The organism is Gordonibacter urolithinfaciens, from assembly GCF_900199375.1.
Classification (GTDB): domain Bacteria; phylum Actinomycetota; class Coriobacteriia; order Coriobacteriales; family Eggerthellaceae; genus Gordonibacter; species Gordonibacter urolithinfaciens.
Genome location: NZ_LT900217.1, coordinates 2,896,538 through 2,920,391, shown reverse-complemented (window position 1 = coordinate 2,920,391; position 23,854 = coordinate 2,896,538). Strand labels below are relative to the sequence as shown.

The window sequence follows — 23,854 nt, the reverse complement described above, 5'->3', positions numbered from 1 at the left end:
CCTTTCCCTGCTCCTTATAGTTTAGCTGCTAAACCTTAGCATAATTTATATTTTAGACTCTAAATTGTTTACACGTACACACAACCTGCACGGATGCCGCGCGGCCGCCCTCTCGGCAAGGCCGAATCGCGATCCGAAATATTTCAAAATAGGGTATTGCGCCGAAGGGGCGCTACCGGTAGAATAATCCGCGCTGCAAAGCACGGGGTGTTAGCTCAGTTGGTTAGAGCGCCGGCCTGTCACGTCGGAGGTCGCGAGTTCAAGTCTCGTACATCCCGCCATTCGAATCTGGAAAGCCCGCCTTCGGCGGGTTTTTTCTTTGAGGCGAAAAGTCTGGATTAGGGTATTGCGCGAGAAGGCAACACCCGGTAGAATAACCACCACTGCTTCACGGGGTGTTAGCTCAGTTGGTTAGAGCGCCGGCCTGTCACGTCGGAGGTCGCGAGTTCAAGTCTCGTACATCCCGCCATTCGAACCCAAAGGCTCCGAGCGAAATCGCTCGGAGCCTTTTTCTGTTGGCGATGCCCCGGGGCGCCTCCGGGCAGCCCATACGGCCGCGGGATGGGGTTGCGCTGGAATTAGTCCTCTGGGCATATACCTCCGTCCGGTCGCATTCACTATACTCGGGGAAAAGCGCCCTACGGCGCGCCTGCGCACTCGCAACCGAAAGGAAGGTCCCCGTGAAGGAGAAGCCCCTCGCCTCGCCCGGCGCCGCACCGGCAGACGGCTCCATCCCCGAACCGCGGAAGAAGGTCGCGCGACCGTCGCGCGACGGCATACCCAGCCGCAGCGACAAGGAGGCTTACGAAGCGTGGCTCAAGCAGCTGAAGGCGCCCGACCGCTCTAACTGCCGGGCTTGATAGCCGTCCGCGGCATCGGTCGATGCCGGAAGAACCCCGCTTCGCCGCAAGCGGTCGAAAGCGAGAAAGGGAACGGGAACGGAGGCTGCACCGAAAGCTTAGCCTCGCCGCTTCTAACAGGTTGGGCGTAGGGCAAGGGCCCTTCCCTTGCCGGCAAGCGGGACCGCCCCGCAGGCTGCGGCAGGGGCAGGGCCCTTGCCTACGAGGCGATCCCATGACGGGCCTGCGTTTTAGGGCTTTCGATACGGCCCCCTGCCTCCCCCCATCGAGCAGCGTGTCAGGCGCGTTGCTCGATGCGCGTGAGGGTGACGATGCGCAGGCGCTCGCCCGGCGCGCAGGGCTCGGCGGAGAGGCCGCCCTCCGGAAGGCCGCCGGCCACCGCATCCGCCGCAGCGCTGCCTGCGGGCATATCCGCCTCCGCGGCGTTGTACGCGTCCACGCAGGCGCGCAGCAGCACGTCGGGGCGCAGGGAGCCCGTGGGCTTCGCCTCGAGGGTGAACGTTGCCACGGCGCCGGCAAGCTCGATGCCGCCTACGAGGAAGCCGGCCGTGCGCAGAACCTTCTCCTTCTTCTTGCGCACGACGGTTATCTCGTCGGGCACGGGCAGCGCGGCGGGCGCGCACGACAGCAGCGCGCGGTACGTGCTCAGCGGGTACGCGACGGAGGCGGCGGGTGCGGAAGCCTCGATGTAGCGGCATTCCTTCGCCATGAGATCGGGGGCGCTGGCCGCCTGGAGCGCCTCGAGCGCCCGCTCGGGCGGCACGTAGCGCGTAAGCTGCAGGTCGAACACCTCGTGCAGCCCTCCCACGCCCACGGGCAGGGCGGCCCCGAAGGCGATCTTCATGTGGGGCGAGAAGCCCTGGCTGATGGCGAACGGCAAACCGGCGCGCCGCACGGCGCGCTCGAGCGCACGGGCCACCTCGAGGTGGCTCAGCAGCGCCAGGCGCCCCTGCTTGCAGAACTCAACGCGCAGGCGGAAGTTGCGAGGATCAGCCACGGGAAGCCTCCTTACCTTCGGCGGTCGCAGGCGCGGCCTCATCGCGGCCTCCTCCGGCAGGCTCGCCCGCGGCACGCTGCAGGGCGGCGGGCGCCGTGCGCGGCGCGGCCAGCTCGTTGTCGGCCCCGAGCGCGGGGCAGGCGCCGCACGCCGAGCACCGGCCGAACGTGCAGTCCGGCGTCGTGCGGCCCTCGTCGGCCAGGCGGCGCTCCCGTGCGAGGAAGCGCGGGGACACGCCCGTGGAGATATGCTCCCACGGCATGACGCGGTCCGTCGGGTAGCCCGTCTGCGCGATGGCCTCGGGGTCGACGCCCGTCTCGTCGGCAGCCGCCCGCCACGCCTCGCCGTCGAAGCACTCCGTCCAGGCGTCGAAGCGAGCGCCGCGCCGCCAGGCGGCCTCGACCCACGCCGCCGCCTCGCGGCCCGCGCGGCTCATGACCGCCTCCACGAAGCTCGTGGCCGGATCGTGCCAGTGCACGTCAACGGCCTTGTACTTCACGCTGCGACGCAGGATGCCCACGCGACGCAGCGCCTCCTCGGGCGTTATCTGCCCGTCCCACTGGAACGGCGTCTGGGCCTTCGGAACGAAGAGCGCGCACGACACGCTCACGCGCACGTTGCCCCGCTGCTCGGGCGGCACGGCGGCTTTCGCGCGGTCGTAGGCACGGCTCGCCAGGCTCGCAATGCCCTTGATGTCGTCGTCCGTCTCGGTGGGCAGGCCTATCATGAAGTACAGCTTGACGCGCCGCCATCCGGCCGCGAACGCCGCGTCCAGGGCGCCGAACAGATCCTCCTCGGTCACGTTCTTGTTGATGACGTCGCGCAGGCGCTGCGTGCCGGCCTCGGGCGCGAACGTGAGTCCGCCCTTCTTCTGGCCCGCCACCAAACCCGCCATGTCCACGCCGAACGCGTCCAGGCGCTGCGAGGGCACCGAAATCCGCACGCCCTTGCCGTCGCAGGCATGGTTGAGGCGCGTGAGGATGTCCGCGATCTGGGAGTGGTCCGTCGACGAGAGCGACGTCAGGCTCACCTCGTCGTAGCCCGTCGCGGCGAGCCCCGCCAGCGTGGACGCCACCACGTTGTCGGCCGAGCGCTCGCGCACGGGGCGGTACATCATGCCCGCCTGGCAGAAGCGGCAACCGCGGGCGCACCCGCGCAGCACCTCCACGTTCAGGCGATCGTGCACCACCTCGGTGAACGGCACGATGCACGGCTCCCAGCCAGGGCTTTCCGCAAAGCCCCCGAACAGGCGCTTCTCTATGCGCACCGGAAGGCCCTCCTCGAGGGGCTCGATCCACGAGCCCGCTTCCTGGGCCTCGGGCTCGCTGCGCCAGCGGTAGAGCGACGGCACGTACCAGCCCGGTTCGTGGGCAAGCGCCCGCAGGATGGCCGCGCGCGGCGCGCCCTCGGCGCGCAGGCGCCTGACGAGCGCGAGCGCCTCGGGCACGGCTTCCTCCCCCTCGCCGATGCTGAAGGCGTCGAAGAACGGCGCGTACGGCTCGGGGTTGAACGCGCAGGGGCCCCCGCCCAGCACCAGCGGGTCGCCCTCGCCGCGCGCGTCGGCACGCAGCGGGATACCGGCCAGGTCGAGCGTCTCCAGCACGTTCGTGGCAGCCAGCTCGTGCGGCAGCGTGATGCCCACCGCGTCGAACTCGGCCACGGGAGCGCAGCTCTCGATGGAGAACAGCGGCAGGCCCTCGGCGCGCATGGTGTCGCAGAGCGTCGGCGCCGGCAGGAACGCGCGCTCGGCGGCCATGCCGTCCACTGCGTTCACCGCGTTCACGAGGATGCGCACGGCCTGGTTCGCCTGCCCCAGCTCGTAGGTGTCGGGATAGACCATGCAGAAGCGGAAGTCCGCGTCGGGCTTGTACACGCATCCCCATTCGCGGTTGATGTAGCGCGCGGGACGCTCCGCATCGCCGAGCAGCGCCTCGAGGCGCGGCCAGAGATCCGTCATTGGATTCGACCTTCTTTCGTTGGGAAGCGCGCTAGTGCGCGGAGGGACGCGTGACCTTGAGACGCGAGCGCGCGGCGCCGGCCACCGAGCGCGCGGCGCTCCGGGCCGCCGCAGGCGCTTCCACACCGGCAGCCTGGGCGCCGGCCTGCACGACCGACGAGGCGAACGGCACGGCCGACCCGGCGGCGCTGCGCGCGACGCCGGCCACCCTCGTCGCGGCCGAGCGCGCGGCATCGGCCACGCGACCGCCGCCCCGCACAGGCGCCGCAGCATGGGCCGGCGCGGGAGAAGGCTCGCCGCACACGGTCTCGCGGGCGTCCTCGGCCAGCTCGACGGCTTTGTCGCGGGCCCGGACCACCACCCCGGCGAGGCCCGCCATGCTGCCGCCCTCCTCGAAGTACTCGATGGCGGCGCGGCCCATGGCCTGGGTGCCCGTGTAGCCGATGGCAGCCTTCACGGCCCAGCCGAGCGCGGGCACGAACGCCACCACTTGGCGTGCCACCGAGCGCAGCGCGAATGCGCCGCCCACGACGGCAGCCAGCTCCTTCACGCGCTCCATGCTCATGGGCTCGCCGTACGCGGCGGCTATCTGGAGCAGCATCTTCGCCTGGTTCAGCGTCATGATGGGCAGGTCGGCGCCGGGAATGAACACCACGAGGCCGACGCCGGCGTTCTGCATGGCCGTTGCGTTCACGGCGTCCACGGACAGCGGACGGCGCACGAACGGGAACGCCAACGCGAACGCCAGGCGCTTGTCATGGCAGGCGGCGATGATCCACTCGCCCATACGGCGGTCGAGCGAGGCGGCGGCGTGCTCGTCGAGCACGTACGGCTCGGCGGCGGCCACGGGCGCCGCGCCGTCCGTGCGGGCGGGCAGCAGGCGCCCCCCGCGCCCCGGCGCATCGGGCGCCACCACGTCGGCATGCGGGATGGGATGGCCTTGCGACTGCGCGATCTCGGCCACGAGCGAGGGCATGGTGGTGGCAACCATGACGGGCACGCCTGCGGCGCGCAGCTCATCGGCATAGGCTCCCACCTGGTCGGAGAAGCCTGCCACGATGACGGCCATGTCGTCGCCGGCATACGGCGCGAACGGACGCCCGTCCAAGTACATCAGCGACACCCGCGCATGCGGGCTCGCGCTGGCGAACGCGCCGCGCACCCGCGCGACGACGTCGCCGGGGGCGCTCTCGTCGATGTACACGCTCACCGATAGCGGCGTCTGCCGCGCCTCGTCGATGTTCGTCGCCTCGTCGATGACGGCCTTCACGTCAACGGGTATCTGCATAGCTGCCCTTCTTCCCGGTCGCAGTGTTGTGGGCCCATACCGAGCCTACGAGCCCCAGCATGATGAAGTTCATGATCGTGCCCGTCGAACCGTAGCTCATGAACGGCAGGGGTATGCCCGTGATAGGCATGAGCCCGCAGGTCATGCCAATGTTCTCAAGTATCTGGAACAGCCACATGCCCACCACGCACATAACGATGAGCAGGCCGAACAAGTCGCCGGCCGAGCCGGCTATGCGGAAGCTTACCAAAACGAGCGCGAGGTACAGCCCCAGCAGCACCACTACACCGAAAAACCCGAGTTCCTCGGCCAGCACGCAGAAGATGAAGTCGGTGGGCGCCTCGGGCAGTATTCCCAGCGCATGCTGGGATCCCTGCATGTAGCCCTGGCCGAACAGGCCGCCCGACCCGATGGCTATCTGCGCCTGCTTCAGGTTGTAGCCGTCACCTGTGGGATCGAGCTCGGGGTCGAGGAACACGAGCAGGCGGGCGCGCTGGTAGTTCTTGAGCAGCTTGTACTCCACGGTGCCGTCGGCGTTGCGCACGGCCAGCACCTCGTCGAGCGCGAACACGCAGGCCACGGCCACGATGCCGGCAGCTAGCGTGACCAGCAGGAACTTCGGCCGCGCGCCGCCCACCACGAGCGCCACCGCGCCGATGAACAGGTACACGAGGCCCGTGCCCAGGTCGGGCTGCGTCATGATGCACAGAAACGGGATGAGCATGATGCCGAGCGCCTTGAGGTACTCGCGCAGATCGTCGAGCCTGCCGCCGTAGCGCGCCATGACGCTCGCGTCCAGCAGGATGACGGTGATCTTCGCGAACTCGCCGGGCTGGACCTGCGGGAGCGGGCCCATCTTGATCCACGACTGGGAGCCCATGCCCGCATCGGTTCCCAAGCCGGGGATGTGCGGCGAGAGGATGAGCACCACGTTCACGATGAGGAACAGCGTGGTGAACTCGGACAGGCGCCGGTAGTCGAAGCGCCAGAGCACGATCATGACCACGGCGCCCGCCGCCACCAAGGCTGCCTGGCGCGGGAAGCTGTAGTCGGGGTCGCCGTACACGGCCGAGTACACCACGACGAGGCCGTAGCCTGCGAGCAGCGCCACCACCACGACGAGCGGCAGGTTGAGCGAGGGGAAACGGCGCGAGCGCGTGGCATCGACGACGGCCTTGTCGGGCGTCCTCACCGAGTTTATCTGCGGCGGCTGGGCCATGGCTGCCTCCCTTCCTAGTCCGTTCGCCCCGACGAGCCGGACGTCGCCAGCTCCTGCGACTTGCCCGTGGACCCCGCGACGGAGCCCACGTCCGTGAGCGCGCCCGCATCGGCGTTGAGCGCGGCGGCCAGCACCTCGATGCCGAGCGGCGCGCCGACGGCCGAGCCGCCGCCGCCCTGCTCGACCACGCATGCCACGACGTACTTCGGGTCGTCGAAGGGCGCGTAGCAGGCGAACCAGGCGTAGTCCTCCTTGCCGGAGACCTCGCCCGTACCCGTCTTGCAGGCCACCGTGGCGGGATCGAGGCCGAACTTGTTGAACAGCGCCACGAGCTCAGCGTTCTCGGTGGACACACCCTTCAGGGCGTCGCGCATGACGGCCAGGTTCTCGGGCTTCACGTCGGGCGTGCCCACGACCTCGGGCTCGAACGACCTCACCACCTCGCCCGAGGAGTTGCGCACCTCCTTCAACAGGTGCGGCTTCATGAGGTTGCCGGTGGCGATGGCACCGTAGGCAACGGCCACCTGGATGGGCGTTACCAGCACGTCGCCCTGCCCGATGGCCATGTTCGTGTTGAAGCCGCCCTTCCACACCGCCTCCGTCGGGTAGTCGCGGAAATGCTCCGCACGCCATTCCGGCGTGGGGATGCGGCCGACCTCCTCGATGTTGCCCAGGTCGATGCCCGTCTTCTTGCCGAACCCGTACTTCGCGATCTCGTCCTGCATGGCCGTGTCGCTGATGGAGCCGCCCTGGCTCCTGCTGGCCTGGAAGAACTGCTTGCCGATATCGTAGAACACGACGTCGCACGAGTTCACGACGCCCCCGCGGAAGTCGAGCACGCCATGCCCGCTGTGCTTCCAGCACATCTGCCGCTGACCGGTATTGAAGCCGTCCCACGAGCCGCCGCAGTCCCACGTCCTCTTCGTGTCGGCGAACCCGTAGGCGAGCGCCGCGAGGCCGGTGAACGCCTTGTAGGTGGATGCGGCGGGGTACGTGCCCGAAACGGCGCGGTTCAGCATGGGGTGGTACGACTCGTCGGTGTTGAACAGGTCCCAGGTCTCCAGCGATATGGTCCCCGTGAACGTCTCCGGCGAGAACGTGGGGTAGCTCGACAGCGCCACGATGCCGCCGTCGCGCACGTCCATGACCACGACGGCGCCGGCGCAGCCCTTGCCCGTGCCGATGACGCCGTCCTTCGGGGCGATGAGCTCGGCGAGGGCACGGTCGCACACGTACTGCACGGGGGCCTTCACGCACAGGTACACGTCGCTGCCGCGCTCGGGCTGCGTCTCGCTCGCCACCTCCACCACGTTGCCCTCGGCGTCGGCCACGACGGTGCGCTGGCCGTGGTCGCCCGCCAGCAGGTGGTCGTACACGCTCTCCACGCCCGCGCGGCCCACCGTGTCGCCCAGCTCGATCTCGCGCCCGTCGGGGATCACGGCCAGGTCGTCGGCCGTCACGGAGCCGGTGTAGCCCACCGCATGCGCCGCGAGGGCGCCGTAGGGGTAGTCGCGCACGGTGCGCGTCTGCACGGCCACGCCGGGGAACGCGTCGGCGTGCTCGGAGATGAAGGCCACGTCGCGCAGGCGCACGTCGCTGGCCACCACGCGCTGGCTCTGCGCGCCGCCCGTGGCGTCCTGGATGCGCTGGCGCACCACGTTGTACGGCACCCCCAGCACGGTGGACAGTCGCTGCACCACGTCGCGGTCGTTCGCCACCTCGGCGTCCGCCAGCACGGTGAGCGACGAGCGGTTCTTCACGATGGCCACGCCGTCGGCGTCGTAGATGTAGCCGCGCGGGGCGGGCGTGGGCACGACGGTGAACTTGTTCTTCTGGGCCGCGCTGGAGAACGTCTCCGAGGCCAGCACCTGCATGCTCCAGAGCTTCGCTCCGAGCGAGCCGAAGATGGCCGCCGTGAGCACGCCCATGGCGAGGAAGCGGGGCTTCAGCCCCTCGGAGGCCGCCTTGGAGGCCGGCTGCGACGAGTTCACGCGCGGTGCCGCAGCGCCGCCCGCGCGCTTGCCCGCGCCGCCCAACGTCGAGGACACGCCCACATTGCCCACCGAGCGCACGTCCTTCTTCTGGCCGGCGTAGGGGGTCTTCGTGCGGCTGCGCACGACGAGCACCGCCACGATGACGGCGACGGCCGCCACGAGCGTGACGGCGGCTGCGATGAGGGCGGCGATCACGGGCGGCCTCCTAGCGCAGGCGCGGCGTGCCGGGTTGGGCCGGCGCGGCGCCCGCAAGGACGCGCGCGGCAAGCGGGTAGAGCACGAGGCCTATCACGCAGTCGTAGAGCGCGCACGGCAGCGCGCGGTACAGGAACACGTCGAGCGCGCCGGCGTCGAAGCCGAGCGCCAGCAGGAACGCGGCGTAGAGCGCCTCCACGAGCACCGTGGCCGCCACGAAGATGACGAGCGGCATGAACAGCGTGTCGTTGTCGAGCACGGCGAAGGCCCGCGCGGCCAGAAACGTCATGAGCACCAGCAAGAAGGCCATGGCCCCCACCGGGCCGCCGGACACCAGGTCGAACACGAGGCCCAGCACGAACGGCATCACCGGGCCGGCCGTCGCCGGGCGCACGATGGCCACGAGCAGCGCGTAGGCCACCACGAAGTTGGGCATAGCGCCGAACAGGGCGATGTTGGGAGCCACGACGATCTGGAGGAGCACCGCGATCACGGCGCCCACCGCGACCGCTATGCCGTCGCGCGTCACGTTCACGATTCACCGCCTCCTTCGCCGTCTCCGTTTTCGCCCGCCGTGTCGCCGCCTGTCGCGCCGGAGCCGCCGGCGCCGGCCTGCGGCGTCGAGCCGAGCGCGCCCTCGGAGTTCAGTCCGCGCACCACCAGCACCTCGGAAAGCGACTCCGCCGTGTCGTTGGGCTTCACCACGATGCGGCCCGTGGCGTTGCCCGCCGCGGCGTCCACCCGCACCACCGTGCCGATGATGAGACCGCGCACGTAGCTGCCGCCCAGCCCCGAGGTCACGATCACGTCGCCCACCACGGGCCAGTTGGCCTCGTCCACGTTCTCCAGGTACAGCAGGCCCTCGAGCGAGCCGCGCACGATTCCCTCACCGCGGTTCGACTGGATGATGGCCGCCGCGCCTGAGTTCTGGTCGGTGAGCAGCCGCACCTCGCAGGTGCGGGCGTCGGTGCTCCTCACCTGGCCCACGACGCCGGTCGCGCCCATGACGGTCATGCCGCTCTCCACGCCGTCGTCGCGGCCCACGTCCAGGGTCACGGTCTGGTTGTACGCCTCCACGCTCTTGCCCACGACGCGCGCGGCCACGCCGTCGATGTCATAGGATTGCTTGAGGTGGAGCAGGCCCTCCAGGCGCTCCGCCTCCTGCTTGTACTCGTCGGCCTCGGCAAGGCGGCGGCGCAGCTCCTCGTTGCTCTCGCGCAAGCCGGAGAGCGTCGACTCGTCGGCCGTGAGGTTCTCGATCCCCTCGCCCGCCGAGGAAACGCCCGCGTCGGCCGCGGCGCCGACGAGCTTGAAGGGCCCGACCGCCACCGCCACGGCCCCCTGCACGGCGTGCAGCGGCCCGCCCTCGCCCTCGCGCGCGTACAGCGTGGCGAGGGCCAAGGAGACCACGAGCAATGCGACGAGCAGCACCCGCTTCGCCGATGCCGATCCGCTCTGTTGGAAGTTGAGGGCCATGCGGTGAGGGGCGCTGCCTTACTTCGACCGCATGAGCGTCTGCTTGAGCGCCGTGGGCGTCTCGAGCACCTTCAGGCATCCGGTGACGACGTTCGTGAGCGCCGTCTCGCTCACCCACACCGGGATCTCCAGCTTGTCGGTGAGGTAGCGGTCCAGCCCGGACAAGAGGCCGCCGCCGCCCGTGAGCAGGATGCCGTTCTGTATGATGTCGGACGCGAGGTCCGGGTTCGTCTTCTTGAACGTCTCCTTGATATGGATGACCATCTCCTCGCAGGGGCCGATGAGCGCGGCGCGCACGTCCTCGGACTGGATGGTCACCTCCTTCGGCTGCTCGGTGATCACGTCCTGGCCGGAGATGATCATGTCGCGTTCGCGGCCGTCCTCGAACGGCAGGATGGAGCCGATCTTGATCTTGATGATCTCGGCCGTGCGCTCGCCGATCTTGATGCCCAGAAGGTCGCGTAGGTGCATAGCGATGGCCTCGTCCATGCGGTTGCCGGCCAGGCGCAGCGACGACGACGTGACGATGCCGCCGAGCGAGATGACGGCCACCTCCGTGGTGCCGCCGCCGATGTCCACCACCATGGAGCCCGTGGGCTCGGTGACGGGCAGGTCGGCGCCCATGGCCGCGGCCATGGGCTCCTCGATGAGGTAGGCCTGGCGCGCGCCGGCCTGGATGGCGGCCTCGAACACCGCACGCTTCTCCACCGACGTGGCGCCGCACGGGATGCAGATGACGATGCGCGGCTTGGCCTGCCACGGGTACTTGCGCACCGCGGCCTTGTTGATGAACGCCGAGAGCATGGCCTCGGTCACGTCGTAGTCGGCGATGACGCCGTCCTTGAGCGGATGCTCGGCCGAGAACGCCTCGGGCGTGTGGTTGATCATGTTCTTCGCCTCGTGGCCCACCGCGAGCACCCGGTGCGTGCTCTTCTCGATGGCGACGACGGAGGGCTCGTTGATGACGATGCCCTCGCCCGTGATGGCGACCAGTGTATTGGCAGTCCCGAGGTCGATGGCCATGTCCGTAGACATTTGGCCGGTCAGCCCGGAGAACGCGTCTAAAAAGGACATAGAGGCAAACCCCTTGAATTCTCGTATTCCAAGTAAAAACGCATTCTAGCACAGGCGTTGCCCCGGCGTTGAAAATCCACGAGGGGCACACCCCGCCCGGCGGGCGGAATGAGACACGGGGACGGGGATGATGTCTCATTCTGGATTCGCGGACACAACCCCTCCTTGCCGAGCACAACCCCCCCCCATCGTGCAATAATCACGGCATCGCGAATAGCGCCGAGGACAGGAGCCGACATGCCGAGACAAGCCCGTCGAGAATCGAACAGCGGCATATACCATGTCACAGCGCGAGGAGCGGGGCGACGCAGGCTGTTCGAAGACGACAAGGACCGTCTGCGTTTCGTCGAAAGGCTCCGCGCGCTTCCCGAGAAAGACGACGTCAGGCTGCTTGCCTGGTGCCTTATGGACAACCACGCACACCTCCTGGCACAGGCTTCCGTCGCCTCTCTGTCCAACGGGCTCCATCGGTTGGCAACATCGTACGCCCACTACTTCAACGGAAGGCACGGACACGTGGGCCCCGTATTCCAAGGCCGTTTCGACAGCGCCCCCGTCGAAACGGAAGCCCACCTTCTCGCCGCGATCCGCTACATCCATCTCAATCCGCTGGACACGGGGGCCTCGCATCCACGCGACTGCCCCTGGAGCAGCTACGGCGAATACGTCGGAAAGCCGCGAATCTGCGACACATCGCTGGTGCTGGAGCTGGTTGGGGGCGCAGAATCCTTCGAGGGATACTGCGACCCGTCCCAAGGCCACGACTACCTGGTAAGCCTGAAGGAGCGGGGGCCCTATTTAAGCGAAGCCGAGGCGGAGCGGGTAGCCGCCTCCCACCTCGGAGCCGATTTCGCAGACCGGCTGGCATTGCTCGACAAGAGCGAGCGGGATCGCGCCCTCAGGAAGCTGCGGGCGCTGGGACTTTCCGTACGACAGATCGAACGGCTCACGGGTGTCGGACGCAACATCGTTGCCCGAGCCTGACGGGCGCAGCGCACAGCCAACGCGTTGCAGGGGGACGGGGATGAGACATCATCCCCGTCCCCCCCCCTGTCTCATTCTAATGAACGCTGCAGGACAGGCAGGGGTCGTAGGCGCGCACGAGCTTCTCGATCTCCAGGCGCACGGCGTCCTCTTCGGCGCCTTCGGCCACGAGCTGCTCGGCGAGCACGCGCATGTCGGCCTCGAGGTTCGCCACGTTCTGGGCCGTGGGCGTCATGATGGAGGCATGCACCACCCGTCCCTCGCCGTCCAGCTCCAGGTCGTGGAACAGCGCGCCGCGCGGGGCCTCGGTGAAGCCCACGCCGCGGCCGGCCCGCACCTCGAAGCCCACCGGCTCGCTCGAGCCCTCCACGGCGCCCGGCTCGGCCAGCGCGCGGCAGATGCCCGCGCAGCGGTCGAGCGCGTCGACCAGCTCCACGGCCTGGGCCACGTTGTTCATGAAGGGGTTGCGCTCGGGCGGGCGCAGCCCGGCCTTGGCGGCGGCCACCTTGGCGTTCTGCCCCAGATGCTGCCACGAGGCGTTGATGCGGGCGAGCGCGCCCGTGAAGAAGGGCGACCCCGTCTCCCTCACGCGCGCCAGCAGCGCGGCGGAATGCGGCACGGCGTACTCCTCCAGGTGCGCGCCCACGTCGTTCGCGTCGAACTCGATGCCGGCGTCCAGGAAGCGCGCCGTGTCGGAGCACTCCACCGGGTAGTAGTCGGGCTCCACCATGGCCAGCATGTCGCCGGCCGTGGCGATGCGCGGCACCGGGAAGCCGGCGAACAGGTCCACGGCCGCGGCCGCGAACGCCGCGAACGAGTCCATCTTGTCGGCCAGGGCGCGGTACTCCCCCGCCCCTATCTCGTGGGTGAAGCCGCCCACCACCGCCGTGATGGGGTGGATGGACCGGCCGCCCACGGCCGTGCACAGCTCGTTGCCGAGCGCCTTCAGGCCGAGCGCCCCCTCGAACAGCGCCGGGTCGCTCTCGGCCAGCGGGAACACGCTCTTCTGTCCCACGAAGTCGGGCGCTGCCAGCACGAACAGGTGCGTGGCGTGGTTCTGCAGGTACGACCCGTACACCAGAAGCTCGCGCAGGGCCCGGGTGCGGGGCGTGACCTGCACCCCGAAGATGCGCTCGATGGCCTTGAGGTCGGTGACCACGTGGCTGGCCGAGCAGATGCCGCAGATGCGCGAGGAGATGTAGGACACCTCGCGCCAGCTGCGGCCGCGCACCATGCTCTCGAACAGGCGCGCCGGCTCCACCACGTTCATCTCCACGGTCTTCACGGCGCCGTCCTCGATGACCACGTGCACGTTGCCGTGGCCCTCCACCCGTGCGATATGGTCCACGTGTATGGCGGTTTTCGTCATGGAAGCTCCCTACTCGCTCGCCGCTAGGGCGGGATTCACCTGGTTGAACATCTCCAGCGCCTTGTCGAAGTCAGCCACCGGCACGCCGTAGCGCTCGCACGCCTCGCGCGCCGAGGGCAGGTTCGCGTCGGGCGACAGCCCGCGGCACCCGTTGCAGGGCCTCCCCAGGTTCACGCAGCGCGCGCCGCACCCGGCCCGCGTCACCAGACCCAGGCACAGCTGCTGCTTGCCGAAGAAGCAGCTCGTCTCGTTGCGCTTGCAGTCGCCGCACATCGTGCGCGTGGGCACGGCCTTGTTCGAGCCGTAGAGCGCACGCTGGAGCACGTCGATGAAATCGAGGGAGTCCACCGGGCACGTGCGCACCTCGAAGTCGACGTCGATGACGGACCCCACGGGCTGCGGCGCAACCATGTCGCCGCAGGCCTCGGGCACGAGGTCGTACACCTGGCCCGGCCGCTCGGAGAAGCCCGCCGCCGCCATGCCGGGTATGCCGGCCGTGGTGGCGCAGGCGCCGATGGCGATGACGGCGCCGGCGCGCTCGCGCAGCTGCCGCACGGTCTCCTCCGCCTCCACGGTGGTCACCGCGCCCTCGATGACGGCGACGTCGAAGGCGTCGGGCATCGGCTCGCTCGAGGTGAGCTGCCAGTAGCGCAGGTCGATCTGGCCGAGCACGTCCAGCAGGTGCTCCTCGACGTTCGTGATCTGCAGCTGGCAGCCGAAGCAGCTGGCCAGGCCGACCACCACGACGCGGGGAGGCTGCGGTTTCTCTTGGCAGGCTATGCAGTATCCGCTCATATCACATCGACCCCTGAATGTTCTTCGCTTCCCAGTAGTTGAACACGGGCCCGTCGATGCATACGTACTGGTGCCCGATCTGGCAGTGGCCGCACTTGCCCATGCCGCACTTCATATGGCGCTCGAAGCTCACGTAGATACGGTCGTAGCTGATGCCCTTCTTGCGCATCTCGTCGATGGCGAACCGGTACATCACCGGTGGCCCGCACAGCGCCCCGAACGTGTTGGGCGCGTCGATCTCCAGATGCTCGAACGGCTTCGTGACCAGGCCAACCTCTCCATCCCACGTATCGTCGGGATGGTCGACGGTCAGGTAGAGGTCGAAGTCCTTGCGGTGGCGCCACATCTCGAACTGCTGGCGGAACATCACCTCCGAGGGGTTCTTCGACCCGTAGATGATGGTGACCTTGCCGAACTCGGAGCGCTCGTCGTGGATGTTGTTGATGAGCGAGCGCAGCGGCGCGATGCCCAAGCCGCCCGCCACCAGCAGGATGTCGTGGCCCTTCATGTCCTCGATGGGGAACCCGCGCCCGAACGGGCCGCGCAGCCCCACGACGTCGCCGCACTGCATCTCGTGCAGCACCTTGGTGAACGCGCCGGCGCGGCGCACGCACAGCTCGATGAAGCCGCGCTTCGTGGGCGAGCTGGAGATGGAGATGGGCGCCTCGCCCACGCCGAAGATGGAGACCTCGACGAACTGGCCGGGCTCGTGGGAGAACGCGTCGCGGATGCGGTCGTCGATGAGCCGGAACTCGAACAGCTTCTCCGTCGCCGTCACGTCGATGATGGACGTGATGCGGGCCGGCCAAGGCCGATACGGGTTGGCGGCCATCATCTCCTCGCCGGTGAGCGGTGCGGGCCCGCCCTCCAGCGGATGCACCTGAACCGTGGAAACCGCGCAGCTACTCGGCATCGCAGGCCCCCTTCCTCTCGAAGAACTCCAGCACCTCGATGGGGTTGATGTTCGCCTTGCACGCCGTCACGCAGCGCCCGCAGCCCACGCAGAGCATGCGGTCGTGGTTGGCCAGGAAGCCGTTGAGCTTGTGGTACATGCGGTGCCGGACGCGGTTGCGCCCGTCGGCGCGGAAGTTGTGCCCGCCGGCCACCTGGGCGAACTGCGGCGAGGTGCACGAATCCCACGTGCGCTCGCGCACGCCGGTGCGCCCGTCGGGGTCGAGCGTGTCCTGGATGTCGAAGCAGAAGCACGTGGGGCACACGGCCGAGCACGCCGTGCAGGCCAGGCAACGGCCCCCGAGCTCCTCCCAGTACGGGTCCTTGTGGAACGCGTCCATGAGCATGGCCACGTCCTGGATGTCGGGGATGTCGCCGTTGAACGCCTCCTGGCGCCGCCTCGTCGCATGGCGGAACTCGATGCGGTCCTCGTCGGTGGCCACGCGCGGGCTGCACGCCGCCTCCAGGATGTTCGCCGCCTCCACGCTGGAGATGCTCACGAGGTACTTGCCGCCGATATCCTGCAGGAACAGGTCGTAGCCGAAACGGGCCTCGTCGGCGCCCCAGAGGTGGCAGAAGCACGTGTCGGTGGGCATGCAGCTCACGCCCACCACGAGCGTGGCCGCCCGGCGCGCCACGTAGTAGGGGTCGGGGTAGCGGCCGTCGCGAAACACGAGGTCGAGCCGGTTCAGCGCGTTGATGTCGCAGGCATGGGCGCCGAAGATGACGCGGGGCGTGATCTCGGCGGCGAAGGACGCCACCTCCTCCGCGCGGGCATCGAAGGGAAACAGCGTCTCGGTGGGCGGCAGGAAGTACTTCTTGGGCGATGAGACGGTCGTGTCGTAACCCAGCTCTATGTCGTGATAAGATTCCACGGCCTCGAACACGTAGCTCCGGTCGCGCTTGACCGGAGCTACCACTTCATAGGATTCCATGAAAGCCGACACGAGCGAGGGAAGTTCTGAGGCATCGATGACGCGATAGAGCATGCTCTCGTCCTTTTCTCGTCTGGTGACCTGCTAATGCGTAACAGAATACCCGCCCAGCGGACCAGCCGCGAGAACTATTCGAAGAAGATGCCGATTTCTCGCTCGGCGGACTCGGGGCTGTCGGAGCCGTGGATAACATTCTCGTCCATGATGAGGCCGAAGTCGCCGCGGATCGTGCCGGGGGCCGCCTCCGCCGGGTTCGTGGCGCCCATGAGCGAGCGGCACTTCGCCACCGCGCCCTCGCCGGACACGACCATCTTCACCACGGGGCCGCTGGTGATGTAGGAGATGAGGCCCTCGTAGAACAGCTTGCCCTCGTGCTCGGCGTAGTTGGCCTTGGCCTGCTCGTCGGTGACCATGCCCAGCTCCATGCGCTCGACGGTGAGGCCCGCGCGCTCGAAGCGGTTGACGATCTCGCCGATGTGGCCGTTGCGCACGCCGTCGGGCTTGATCATGGTGTAGGTCTTCTGCACTGCCATGTGGTTCCCTTTCTCTCTTTTATACAGACATGAAGAAAGTGCGCGCACGCGCGCGCACTTTCGGTGAACCCGGTTAGTTCTGGCTCGGGAAGTAGAGCTCGACGCTCGACACCTTCCAGCCGATCATATCGCGCACGAGCGACACCTTGTACTGCACGTCGCCGCCCTGCTCGGTCTTGGCCGTCACGTACACCGTGGAATCGCTCATGGACTTGTCCACGCCGTCGATGGCGGGGTTCGCGTCGGCCACGAGCGGCTCGACCATGGTCTTGGCCTTATCGGCATCGACCTCCTTGGCGAACACGGTGGAAGACGCGGCCTCGGGGTTGGCGAACAGCTCCTTGACCACGGTCTCCTGCGTCGGGTAGCCCCAGCCCTGCGTGTACAGGAACACGGCCGCGCCGAACGCCACCACCACCAGAAGCACGATGGCCACGAGCACCTTCAGCCCCACGTTGCGGCGCTTGCGGTCCTGCTTGGCCAGGCCCTTCGACCATTTCTCCAGCTCTTCGTCGCTTGCGTTGAAGAAGTGGTCGCCCGCCTCGGTGCCGGAGTACGCCTGCTCGCCGTAGGCGTCGGCGTAGTAGTACGGGTCCTGCTGGCCGTAGGCGTAGGCGCCCTCGTCGGCGTACATGGGGGCGCCGTCGGCCGCCACGTCCAGGCCGGACAGGTCGCCGGCAGAGGCCACGGCGGGCATGACCTGCGTGATCTCGGAAGTGCCCTGGGCCACGGCCGCGATGGCGCGCTGGTAGTCCACGCTCGCGGAGTCGGAGAGGTAGTACGTCTTGTCGGCGATGGACTGCTCGAAGGCGTTCACGGCCTTCTGCATCTGGCCGCACGCCACGTAGGCCTGCCCGAGGTTGGCATAGAGCTTGTTCTTCGTGTCGGGCTGCATGCCGAACTGCAGCGCGCTCTCGTAGGAAGCCACGGCGTCGGCCGGACGGTCGAGCGCCATGAAGCACACGCCCAGGTTCAGCAGCGCCTTCGTGGGGTCGGGGTTGCCCTCGTCGAGCGCCGCCTCGCGGAACGCCACGCCCGCCTCGGCGGACTTGCCCAGCTTCAGCAGCGCGTTGCCCATGCCGGTGTAGGCCTTGTACGGCGTGTCGTACTTGGCGTCTGACACGGCTATCTCGAAGTGCTTGACCGCGTCCTCGTAGTCGTGCAGCGCCGCGTAGGCCATCCCTAAGTTGTAGTTCACCGCGCCGCACGCGTCGTAGGCCGCGTCGGCCGTGGCCTGCGTGTAGGCATGGATGGCCTCGTTGCAGTCCTTGAGCTTGACGAGGCAGTTCCCTATCTGGTGGTAGAGCAGCCCCATCTCGCCCGGCGCGAGCGGGTGGCTTCCATCCTGCAAGCACTGCGTGAACGCCTGGAGGGCGCCTGCATAGTCCTTCGCGGCATAGGCCGCGCGGGCTTGCTGGAATAGGTCGTTGTTCATCTGCTTCCTTACGTTTGGTCGAGGGCGCCCGGCTGGCGGGCGCCCTGATGCGCTATTCGGCGGCGTTCTCGATCTCCACGTGCTCGATCACATCGCCCACGCGCAGGCTGCCGATGACGTCCAGGCCCTCGATCGTGTCGCCGAACACCGTGTAGCCCGAGTCGAGCATGGGCTGGGCGCCCAGGCAGAAGTAGAACTGCGAGCCGGCGGAGTTCGGGTCCTGCGAGCGGGCCATGGCCAGCGTGCCGTCGTTGTGCTCGTTGTGCGGGTTCGTGGTGTACTCCTCCTTGATGGAGTAGCCCGGGCCGCCCGTGCCCAGACGGGAGCGGGGGCTCTTCGTCACGTTCACGACCTCCTCGGAGGACAGCTCGCGCGTGTTCGGGCAGCCGCCCTGGATCACGAAGCCCGGCACGTAGCGGTGGAACTTCAAGTCGTCGTAGAAGCCCTTGCGCGCCAGCTCCACGAAGTTGCCCACGTGGATGGGGGCGTCCTTGCCCTTGAGCTGCACGCGGATCGTGCCCTTCGACGTGGTGATGACCGCGATCTCGTCGCCGGTCGGCTGGTATTCGGGCGTGTACTGCGCCATGGTGGCTCCTTTTCCTCACTTGCGTTACGTCGCGTCGCACCCCGGCCGGAGCCGGTTGCGCCGCGTTGGCGAATTACCACATACGATTGGGAATTTTAGCAGGTAACGCCCGGCCCAGGTGAAAAATCGTATAACATTCACGCGCCTGTGGACGGGGCGTTTCCCTCAACCAATAGACAGCAGAAGCCCGTACTTTCACCCGTCCATGCTGTCGAAAAGCTCGAGCATATTGGCGGCGATATCCGTCCACTCGTTATCGAGATCCACCGTCCTCACATGCATGTCCCCAACAGCAAGGGCAACATCCTCACACAAAGGCGTACCGTTGAGCGGATAGAGAAGGCAGCCATGAAGGTCTTCGAGATTTTTGCCAAGCTCTAACTTGGCATTGCAAAGGTAGCTGAACAGCTGGTAGAGATGAGGCGACCGGAAGGTCGTGCTCCCTCCCAAGGCATCGTGATAGAATTTTGCGTCGATGACGAACAAGCGCCTCCGCCTGTCATCCAGTACCCTCTCGATCCAGACATCCGTGATCATCCTAGGCATGAGGGCACTTTGGGGGCTATCTGGCTTCACTGCCCATGAGACCTCTCGGCCGCCCTCCCAAACCGAATAGCTGGACCCTTTCGATCTCGGCAGCTCCTGACGATAAAACGAACGTACAAAGCCTTCGAAAAGGTAGTTGAGCCGAGTGCGCTCCACCTCACTCATGATCTGACCTCCCATGCGATCGATGGGAAGCCGCCGGTCATGGAGCAAACTGCAAAGCGATATGACGAATCGGTATCGGGACGTGCGACGATCGAAGGATAGCCGGGCAATGCGCTCCCGCGTCGGCTCAACCTTCCTGATACCGTCGAAAAGCGGACGAACCTCTCTAAGGAAGGCGTCTGTCTTGGCATGCCCTCCCTTGATCCGATCGAGTGTGAAGGCGATCATGCCGTTCATGTCCTGGTCGGCAGTATAGTCATCGCTCTCGCATGCCAAGGCAAGCTTTTTCCGTGCGCAAAGGGCAAAAGAAGCAGCCATCTCGATACGCCCGCGTGGAGTTTGAAGCTCTTCTGACTTCTCATGGTAGTCTCGTACCAGGCCTGATTCGACGAGTCGGAACGACTCGCGGGCAACGAGGAAGGACATCAGCTCGGTAACGCCTTCAAACTCCCCATCGTCGTCGCTCGGGCAAGAATCCAACAAGTCTTGGCATCTCAGCGCGTAGCACATCATATAATAGATATTTCGCACGGGAATGCCCCGGCAGCGTGCTCGAAAGCGCTTCGACATATCGTTTCGCCCCGAATCAGCGTTCGCCGGAGGCGAGAGACAGAAGTCCCCGGACATAGCCCTTGATCTGATCGGACGATGCGTCGAACCAGTACTCACGAAGCAACGGCACAATCTCGTACTCCACGATGGACAAAAGCCAGACGCGACACTCATCCTCGCTCATTGCCCCATCGGATGAGGGAAAGCTGAGGAAGTAACTATGTCCTATCCGGTACGCTCTGCCACGCTCGTTTTCTATGCGGGCGTTTAACGCGATCATCTCCTGCACGAGGATGCGAGCGAAGTCTTCGGGCATGCGCTCGGATAGATCACGAAGCAAGCTCTCGCGTCCGAATGCGGGTTCCAGCTCGAAGAAGGCAAAGCGGCGTCGCAAGGCATAGTCCATCATGGCAATAGATCGGTCCGCCGTGTTCATCATACCGATGATGTAAACGTTATCGGGAACGGAAAAACCGTTTCGGCCTCCTTGCAGGCGAACGTCCACGATAGCCGCCCGATGGCTTTTCTCGACGGCAACGAGCATCTCGCCCATTACCTTGGATACGTTAGCTCGGTTAATCTCATCGATAATGAAGAAGTGCTTTTTGGACGCAGAGTTCGCCGCCTGCTCGCAAAACCTCGTGAATACGCCGTTCCTCAAATCGAAACCGCCGCTTTCGGTGGGACGATACCCGACGATCATGTCCTCGTAGGTGGTGTTCTGGTGAAACTGGACGAAACGTATCCGGGTGTCGGCTTGCTCGCCCATTAAAGACCAAGCCAGCCTCCGCGCCGCAAACGTCTTGCCCGTGCCTGGCGCACCTTGAAGTATCACGTTGCCCTTGCGCTCGAGCAAAGATACGAGCTTCGCATACTCCTGCTCGTCCATGAACACCTCGCGCAGAAAATCTTCTGCGTTGTAGGCGCCCGGCATCTCCTCTTCTTCGACATCACCCGAAGGCTCGATCACCCCCTCCTCAACGATGGAGTCGTATTGGCCGGCCCAATAGGGATCGGCAAGGAAAGCCTCTATATCCTGCACGTCATCGGCAAACGCAAAATCGAGCAGGGCACCCCGCTTCCAGTCTTCGAGATCGCGCTCAATAAGATAGAACGTCTGGCGCAAAGTGAGGAAATACCAATCGCGAGGCTCGTACCCTTTCTCCCAATCGACACGGAGGGTCTTACCGTCTCGAGGATTGTAACGAACCACGCCCCGTGCCTTAATCCTCATAGCTGATACGTTCTCGCCATGGTTGTCGAAAGGAAGGTTGTATTTACGGGTAAACGTGGCTTTGATGACGATGCGGTCTCCAGGCTCGATCCTATTGATCTGATCGGCATACTTCGCCTCATAGCCACAACGCCACGTACCCTGCTCAACGAACTCGTCGGTCTTGTCCTGTCCGTCAATCGAAGCACCGACAAAATAGGCCTTTTCGAGAGAGTCAAGGCTCTCGGAGCCTTGCGGATCCAAACCGTCGAGATCGACCGAATATTCCGGATCGCCCTCGACGGCTCGAGAGCTTTTGGAACCAGTCCTCTCCAGCGCGCGCATCGCCCTTATGCGTTTCACAACTTCAGAAGAATCCCCGTTAGCCGCCTCAATGCCTTCGGGCTTTATTTCCCAAACGCCCATAGAGGGATTGTCGATCATCCCAACTTTTTTCAGGTCGGTTCGAGCCCATGCCAAGCGGTAGGCAATTTCGGTTCTGCTCGTATCACCATGAGGAAAAGAAGCAACTTCGTTCGATAGGCCCATAATGTCGATAACCCGCTGATCGATATCGGCGTAGGGTGCCTTTCCTCCGAGTTCTTGCAAGGCTTGGAGAACGTAGGGCGCCATCTTCAAGTGCGTCGGTCCGGTGAAGCCAGGCATCGCATACCCTCCCCAAAAATAACAAAAATCCGTGATCGCTCCAGTATAAGCGCTTTACTCATTGTATGCGAGACGGAGCACGGCTGCCTCAAAAGACATGCAATGCGAGTTAGAAAGATTGGTGCCCTTGACAGGATTCGAACCTGCGGCTTTCTGCTCCGGAGGCAGACGCTCTATCCCCTGAGCTACAAGGGCACGACGGCAGATTATACGCTATGATGGTCGAAAACGTCGATCAAAGCTAAGGAAATCCAAATTCATGGAAGAGACGCTGCGCATCGAGCGCATGGGGAACGGGGCCGAGGCCGTGGGGCGCTTGGCGAGCGGCAAGGCGGTGTTCGTGGCGGGCGGCGCGCCCGGCGACGCCGTGCGCGTGGAGGTGGTGGAGGAGAAGGCCTCGTTCGCGCGGGCGCGCATCGTGGCGGTCGAGGAGCCCTCCCTCCAGCGTGTGGAGCCGCGCTGCCCGCAGGGGGGCGCCTGCGGCGGCTGCCCGTGGCAGCACCTGTCCTACGAGGCCCAGCTGGAGGCGAAGCGCGCCAACGTCGTAGGCGCGCTCGTGCACACGACGGGCTTCGACGCCGCGCGCGCCGAGGACCTCGTGCGCCCCTGCCTGCCGAGCAAGCGGCAGTGGGGCTACCGCAACAAGCTGGAGCTGGGCGCCGCGCGCGCGGAGAACGGCGAGTTCCTGCTGGGCTTCCATCGCGAGGGCACGCACGAGATAGCCACGCCGGCCGTCTGCCCGCTCGCCCATGATGCCGTCGCCAAGGCGCCCAAGGCCCTGCGCGGCGCGTTGCGGTTCGCTCAGGGCTCGGCCGACCTGGGGATCTTCCGGGTGGGCGTGCGGCACAGCCTGCGCACGCGCGAGACCGAGATCGCGCTGTGGACCAAGCCCGGCGCGTTCCCCCGCGCGCATGTGGCGAAGACGCTCAAGAGCGCGCTCAAGGCCACGAGCATCGTGCGCGTGCTGGCCGACCCCGGGCGCGCGCGCAAGATAAAGGGAGTGGAGACCCTCGACGGCAAGGGCTGCTGGGGCGAGGAGCTGGCCGGTGCGCGCTTCCTGACCAGCGCGCCGTCGTTCTTCCAGGTGAACACCGCCCAGGCAGAGAAGCTGGCCGCCGAGGTCGTGGAGGGCCTGGGCGGCCGGATGGGCGAGGAGGGCCCCGAGGGCCTGGACGGGCTGCTCGTGGCCGACCTGTACGCCGGCGGCGGCACGTTCTCCGTGCCGCTCGCGCAGGCCGGGGCCGACGTCATCGCCATCGAGGCCGCCGGGTCGTCGGTGCGCGACCTGCGCCGCAACGCCGAGATGAACGGCGTGGACATCGAGGTGGTGGGCGGCGACGCCGCCCGCGAGCTGCCCGAGCTGGGCGGGCTGGACGCGCTCGTGGTGGACCCCCCGCGCGCCGGCCTCGCCGACGGCGTGGCGGAGAGCATCGCCGAGGCGGCCCCCGCGCGCGTGGCCTACGTGAGCTGCAACCCCGCCACCTGGGCGCGCGATGTGGCCCGCTTCGAGCAAAACGGATACCGCCTGGTGCGCGCGCAACCCGTCGACCTGTTCCCCCAGACGCACCACGTGGAGGTGGCGAGCCTGTTCGAGAACGTCAACCGTAGACGATTGTGAATGATTTGCGCTCCCTACTCGATGTCCGAGAGGATCTCGCCCGGCTCGTCGCCGGCGTCGAGGAACTTCTTGCGCGTGACGAAGTTCCACACCATGACCACGAAGGTGGCGAATATCTTCACGATCAGGTAGTGGACGCCCAGAAGCTCCACGCCCGCCCACATGCAGAGGTTGTTGATAAGAAGGCCGATCACCGACAGCACCACGAAGATGACGAACTCGCGGCGGCGGCTCATGCCCTCCTTGTGCCTGAACACGTAGCGCATGGACGCCACGTAGTTGAACACCACGGACACGGTGAACGAGACGGTGGCGCTCACCAGGTAGTTCACGCCGAACGCCTCGGTCAGGAGCGCAAGGAGGCCGTAGTCGATCGCGAAGGCGATAACGCCCACCACGCCGAACTTCATGATCTGGGCAATGAGCTTCTTCACGTTCGCGCCTCC

The 23,854-nt window shown here is 66.5% G+C and carries 21 protein-coding genes and 3 tRNA genes; 5 read left to right on the top strand and 19 right to left on the bottom strand.

Annotation, left to right across the window (positions count from 1 at the left end; genetic code table 11):
* Positions 1 to 204 precede the first annotated feature (204 nt).
* From BN3560_RS12505 to BN3560_RS12495, 3 genes are all read left to right on the top strand, one after another.
* Positions 205 to 281 (top strand) — tRNA-Asp (locus tag BN3560_RS12505).
* A gap of 111 nt (positions 282 to 392) precedes the next feature.
* Positions 393 to 469 (top strand) — tRNA-Asp (locus BN3560_RS12500).
* A 211-nt stretch (positions 470 to 680) separates the two neighbouring features.
* A complete protein-coding gene (locus tag BN3560_RS12495; protein ID WP_096228305.1) occupies positions 681 to 860 on the top strand; it encodes a hypothetical protein in 180 nt (59 codons plus the stop codon).
* A gap of 277 nt (positions 861 to 1,137) precedes the next feature.
* Here BN3560_RS12495 and BN3560_RS12490 read toward each other — a convergent pair whose 3' ends face one another.
* The 8 genes from BN3560_RS12490 to mreB are packed head-to-tail and all read right to left on the bottom strand — an operon-like array spanning position 1,138 to position 11,060.
* Complete coding sequence (locus BN3560_RS12490) at positions 1,138 to 1,857, bottom strand: TIGR03936 family radical SAM-associated protein (protein ID WP_096228304.1); 720 nt, start codon at positions 1,855 to 1,857, stop codon at positions 1,138 to 1,140.
* Entirely contained in the window at positions 1,850 to 3,814 is a 1,965-nt protein-coding gene (locus tag BN3560_RS12485) for a TIGR03960 family B12-binding radical SAM protein (RefSeq protein ID WP_096228303.1), read from the bottom strand. The genes BN3560_RS12490 and BN3560_RS12485 overlap by 8 nt, the downstream gene beginning before the upstream one ends.
* 31 nt (positions 3,815 to 3,845) lie before the next feature.
* Entirely contained in the window at positions 3,846 to 5,102 is a 1,257-nt protein-coding gene (locus BN3560_RS12480) for a YcjF family protein (protein ID WP_087190539.1), read from the bottom strand.
* Positions 5,086 to 6,321, bottom strand: a complete 1,236-nt coding sequence (gene rodA, locus BN3560_RS12475) for a rod shape-determining protein RodA (protein WP_096228302.1) — start codon at positions 6,319 to 6,321, stop codon at positions 5,086 to 5,088. Before rodA ends, BN3560_RS12480 begins: the two co-directional genes overlap by 17 nt.
* 14 nt (positions 6,322 to 6,335) lie before the next feature.
* On the bottom strand, positions 6,336 to 8,510 hold the full coding sequence (gene mrdA, locus BN3560_RS12470) for a penicillin-binding protein 2 (RefSeq protein WP_096228301.1): 2,175 nt from the start codon (positions 8,508 to 8,510) through the stop codon (positions 6,336 to 6,338).
* Positions 8,511 to 8,520: 10 nt separating this feature from the next.
* On the bottom strand, positions 8,521 to 9,045 hold the full coding sequence (mreD, locus tag BN3560_RS12465; RefSeq protein ID WP_087190536.1) for a rod shape-determining protein MreD: 525 nt from the start codon (positions 9,043 to 9,045) through the stop codon (positions 8,521 to 8,523).
* Positions 9,042 to 9,986: a rod shape-determining protein MreC gene (gene mreC / locus BN3560_RS12460; RefSeq protein WP_096228300.1), complete on the bottom strand. Its 945-nt coding sequence runs from the start codon at positions 9,984 to 9,986 to the stop codon at positions 9,042 to 9,044. Before mreC ends, mreD begins: the two co-directional genes overlap by 4 nt.
* Before the next feature lie 18 nt (positions 9,987 to 10,004).
* Positions 10,005 to 11,060, bottom strand: coding sequence for a rod shape-determining protein (mreB, locus tag BN3560_RS12455; RefSeq protein ID WP_080142680.1), 1,056 nt, complete (start codon positions 11,058 to 11,060; stop codon positions 10,005 to 10,007).
* A gap of 108 nt (positions 11,061 to 11,168) precedes the next feature.
* Between mreB and BN3560_RS12450 the strand changes: the two genes are divergently transcribed.
* Positions 11,169 to 12,044 carry a transposase gene (locus BN3560_RS12450; protein WP_096228299.1) on the top strand — a complete coding sequence of 292 codons (876 nt, stop codon included), beginning with the start codon at positions 11,169 to 11,171 and terminating at the stop codon, positions 12,042 to 12,044.
* Positions 12,045 to 12,120: 76 nt separating this feature from the next.
* Here BN3560_RS12450 and BN3560_RS12445 read toward each other — a convergent pair whose 3' ends face one another.
* The 10 genes from BN3560_RS12445 to BN3560_RS12400 form a co-directional block, all read right to left on the bottom strand.
* On the bottom strand, positions 12,121 to 13,413 hold the full coding sequence (locus tag BN3560_RS12445) for a Ni/Fe hydrogenase subunit alpha (RefSeq protein ID WP_096228298.1): 1,293 nt from the start codon (positions 13,411 to 13,413) through the stop codon (positions 12,121 to 12,123).
* A gap of 9 nt (positions 13,414 to 13,422) precedes the next feature.
* Positions 13,423 to 14,208, bottom strand: coding sequence for an NADH-quinone oxidoreductase subunit B family protein (locus BN3560_RS12440; protein ID WP_015539889.1), 786 nt, complete (start codon positions 14,206 to 14,208; stop codon positions 13,423 to 13,425).
* Position 14,209: 1 nt separating this feature from the next.
* The gene (locus BN3560_RS12435; protein WP_041239489.1) at positions 14,210 to 15,121 is read right to left on the bottom strand and encodes an FAD/NAD(P)-binding protein; all 912 of its coding nucleotides are present in this window, start codon (positions 15,119 to 15,121) and stop codon (positions 14,210 to 14,212) included.
* Positions 15,111 to 16,148, bottom strand: a complete 1,038-nt coding sequence (locus BN3560_RS12430; protein ID WP_015539888.1) for a 4Fe-4S dicluster domain-containing protein — start codon at positions 16,146 to 16,148, stop codon at positions 15,111 to 15,113. The genes BN3560_RS12435 and BN3560_RS12430 overlap by 11 nt, the downstream gene beginning before the upstream one ends.
* Before the next feature lie 74 nt (positions 16,149 to 16,222).
* Positions 16,223 to 16,627: a nucleoside-diphosphate kinase gene (gene ndk / locus BN3560_RS12425; RefSeq protein ID WP_096228297.1), complete on the bottom strand. Its 405-nt coding sequence runs from the start codon at positions 16,625 to 16,627 to the stop codon at positions 16,223 to 16,225.
* A 73-nt stretch (positions 16,628 to 16,700) separates the two neighbouring features.
* Complete coding sequence (locus tag BN3560_RS12420; protein WP_096228296.1) at positions 16,701 to 18,062, bottom strand: tetratricopeptide repeat protein; 1,362 nt, start codon at positions 18,060 to 18,062, stop codon at positions 16,701 to 16,703.
* Positions 18,063 to 18,114: 52 nt separating this feature from the next.
* Positions 18,115 to 18,648 carry a peptidylprolyl isomerase gene (locus BN3560_RS12415; protein ID WP_015539885.1) on the bottom strand — a complete coding sequence of 178 codons (534 nt, stop codon included), beginning with the start codon at positions 18,646 to 18,648 and terminating at the stop codon, positions 18,115 to 18,117.
* A gap of 195 nt (positions 18,649 to 18,843) precedes the next feature.
* Positions 18,844 to 19,869, bottom strand: a complete 1,026-nt coding sequence (locus tag BN3560_RS12410; protein WP_331712904.1) for a 5-methylcytosine restriction system specificity protein McrC — start codon at positions 19,867 to 19,869, stop codon at positions 18,844 to 18,846.
* Between the two features lie 76 nt (positions 19,870 to 19,945).
* Entirely contained in the window at positions 19,946 to 21,790 is a 1,845-nt protein-coding gene (locus tag BN3560_RS12405) for an AAA family ATPase (protein ID WP_096228294.1), read from the bottom strand.
* Positions 21,791 to 21,909: 119 nt separating this feature from the next.
* A tRNA-Arg gene (locus BN3560_RS12400) sits at positions 21,910 to 21,985 on the bottom strand.
* Positions 21,986 to 22,049: 64 nt separating this feature from the next.
* Between BN3560_RS12400 and rlmD the strand changes: the two genes are divergently transcribed.
* Positions 22,050 to 23,408 (top strand): 23S rRNA (uracil(1939)-C(5))-methyltransferase RlmD, encoded by a 1,359-nt coding sequence (gene rlmD / locus BN3560_RS12395; protein ID WP_096228293.1) that lies wholly within the window; start codon positions 22,050 to 22,052, stop codon positions 23,406 to 23,408.
* Positions 23,409 to 23,422: 14 nt separating this feature from the next.
* Here the strand turns inward: rlmD and BN3560_RS12390 are convergent, their stop codons facing one another.
* Complete coding sequence (locus BN3560_RS12390) at positions 23,423 to 23,842, bottom strand: GtrA family protein (RefSeq protein WP_096228292.1); 420 nt, start codon at positions 23,840 to 23,842, stop codon at positions 23,423 to 23,425.
* Positions 23,843 to 23,854: the final 12 nt, after the last annotated feature.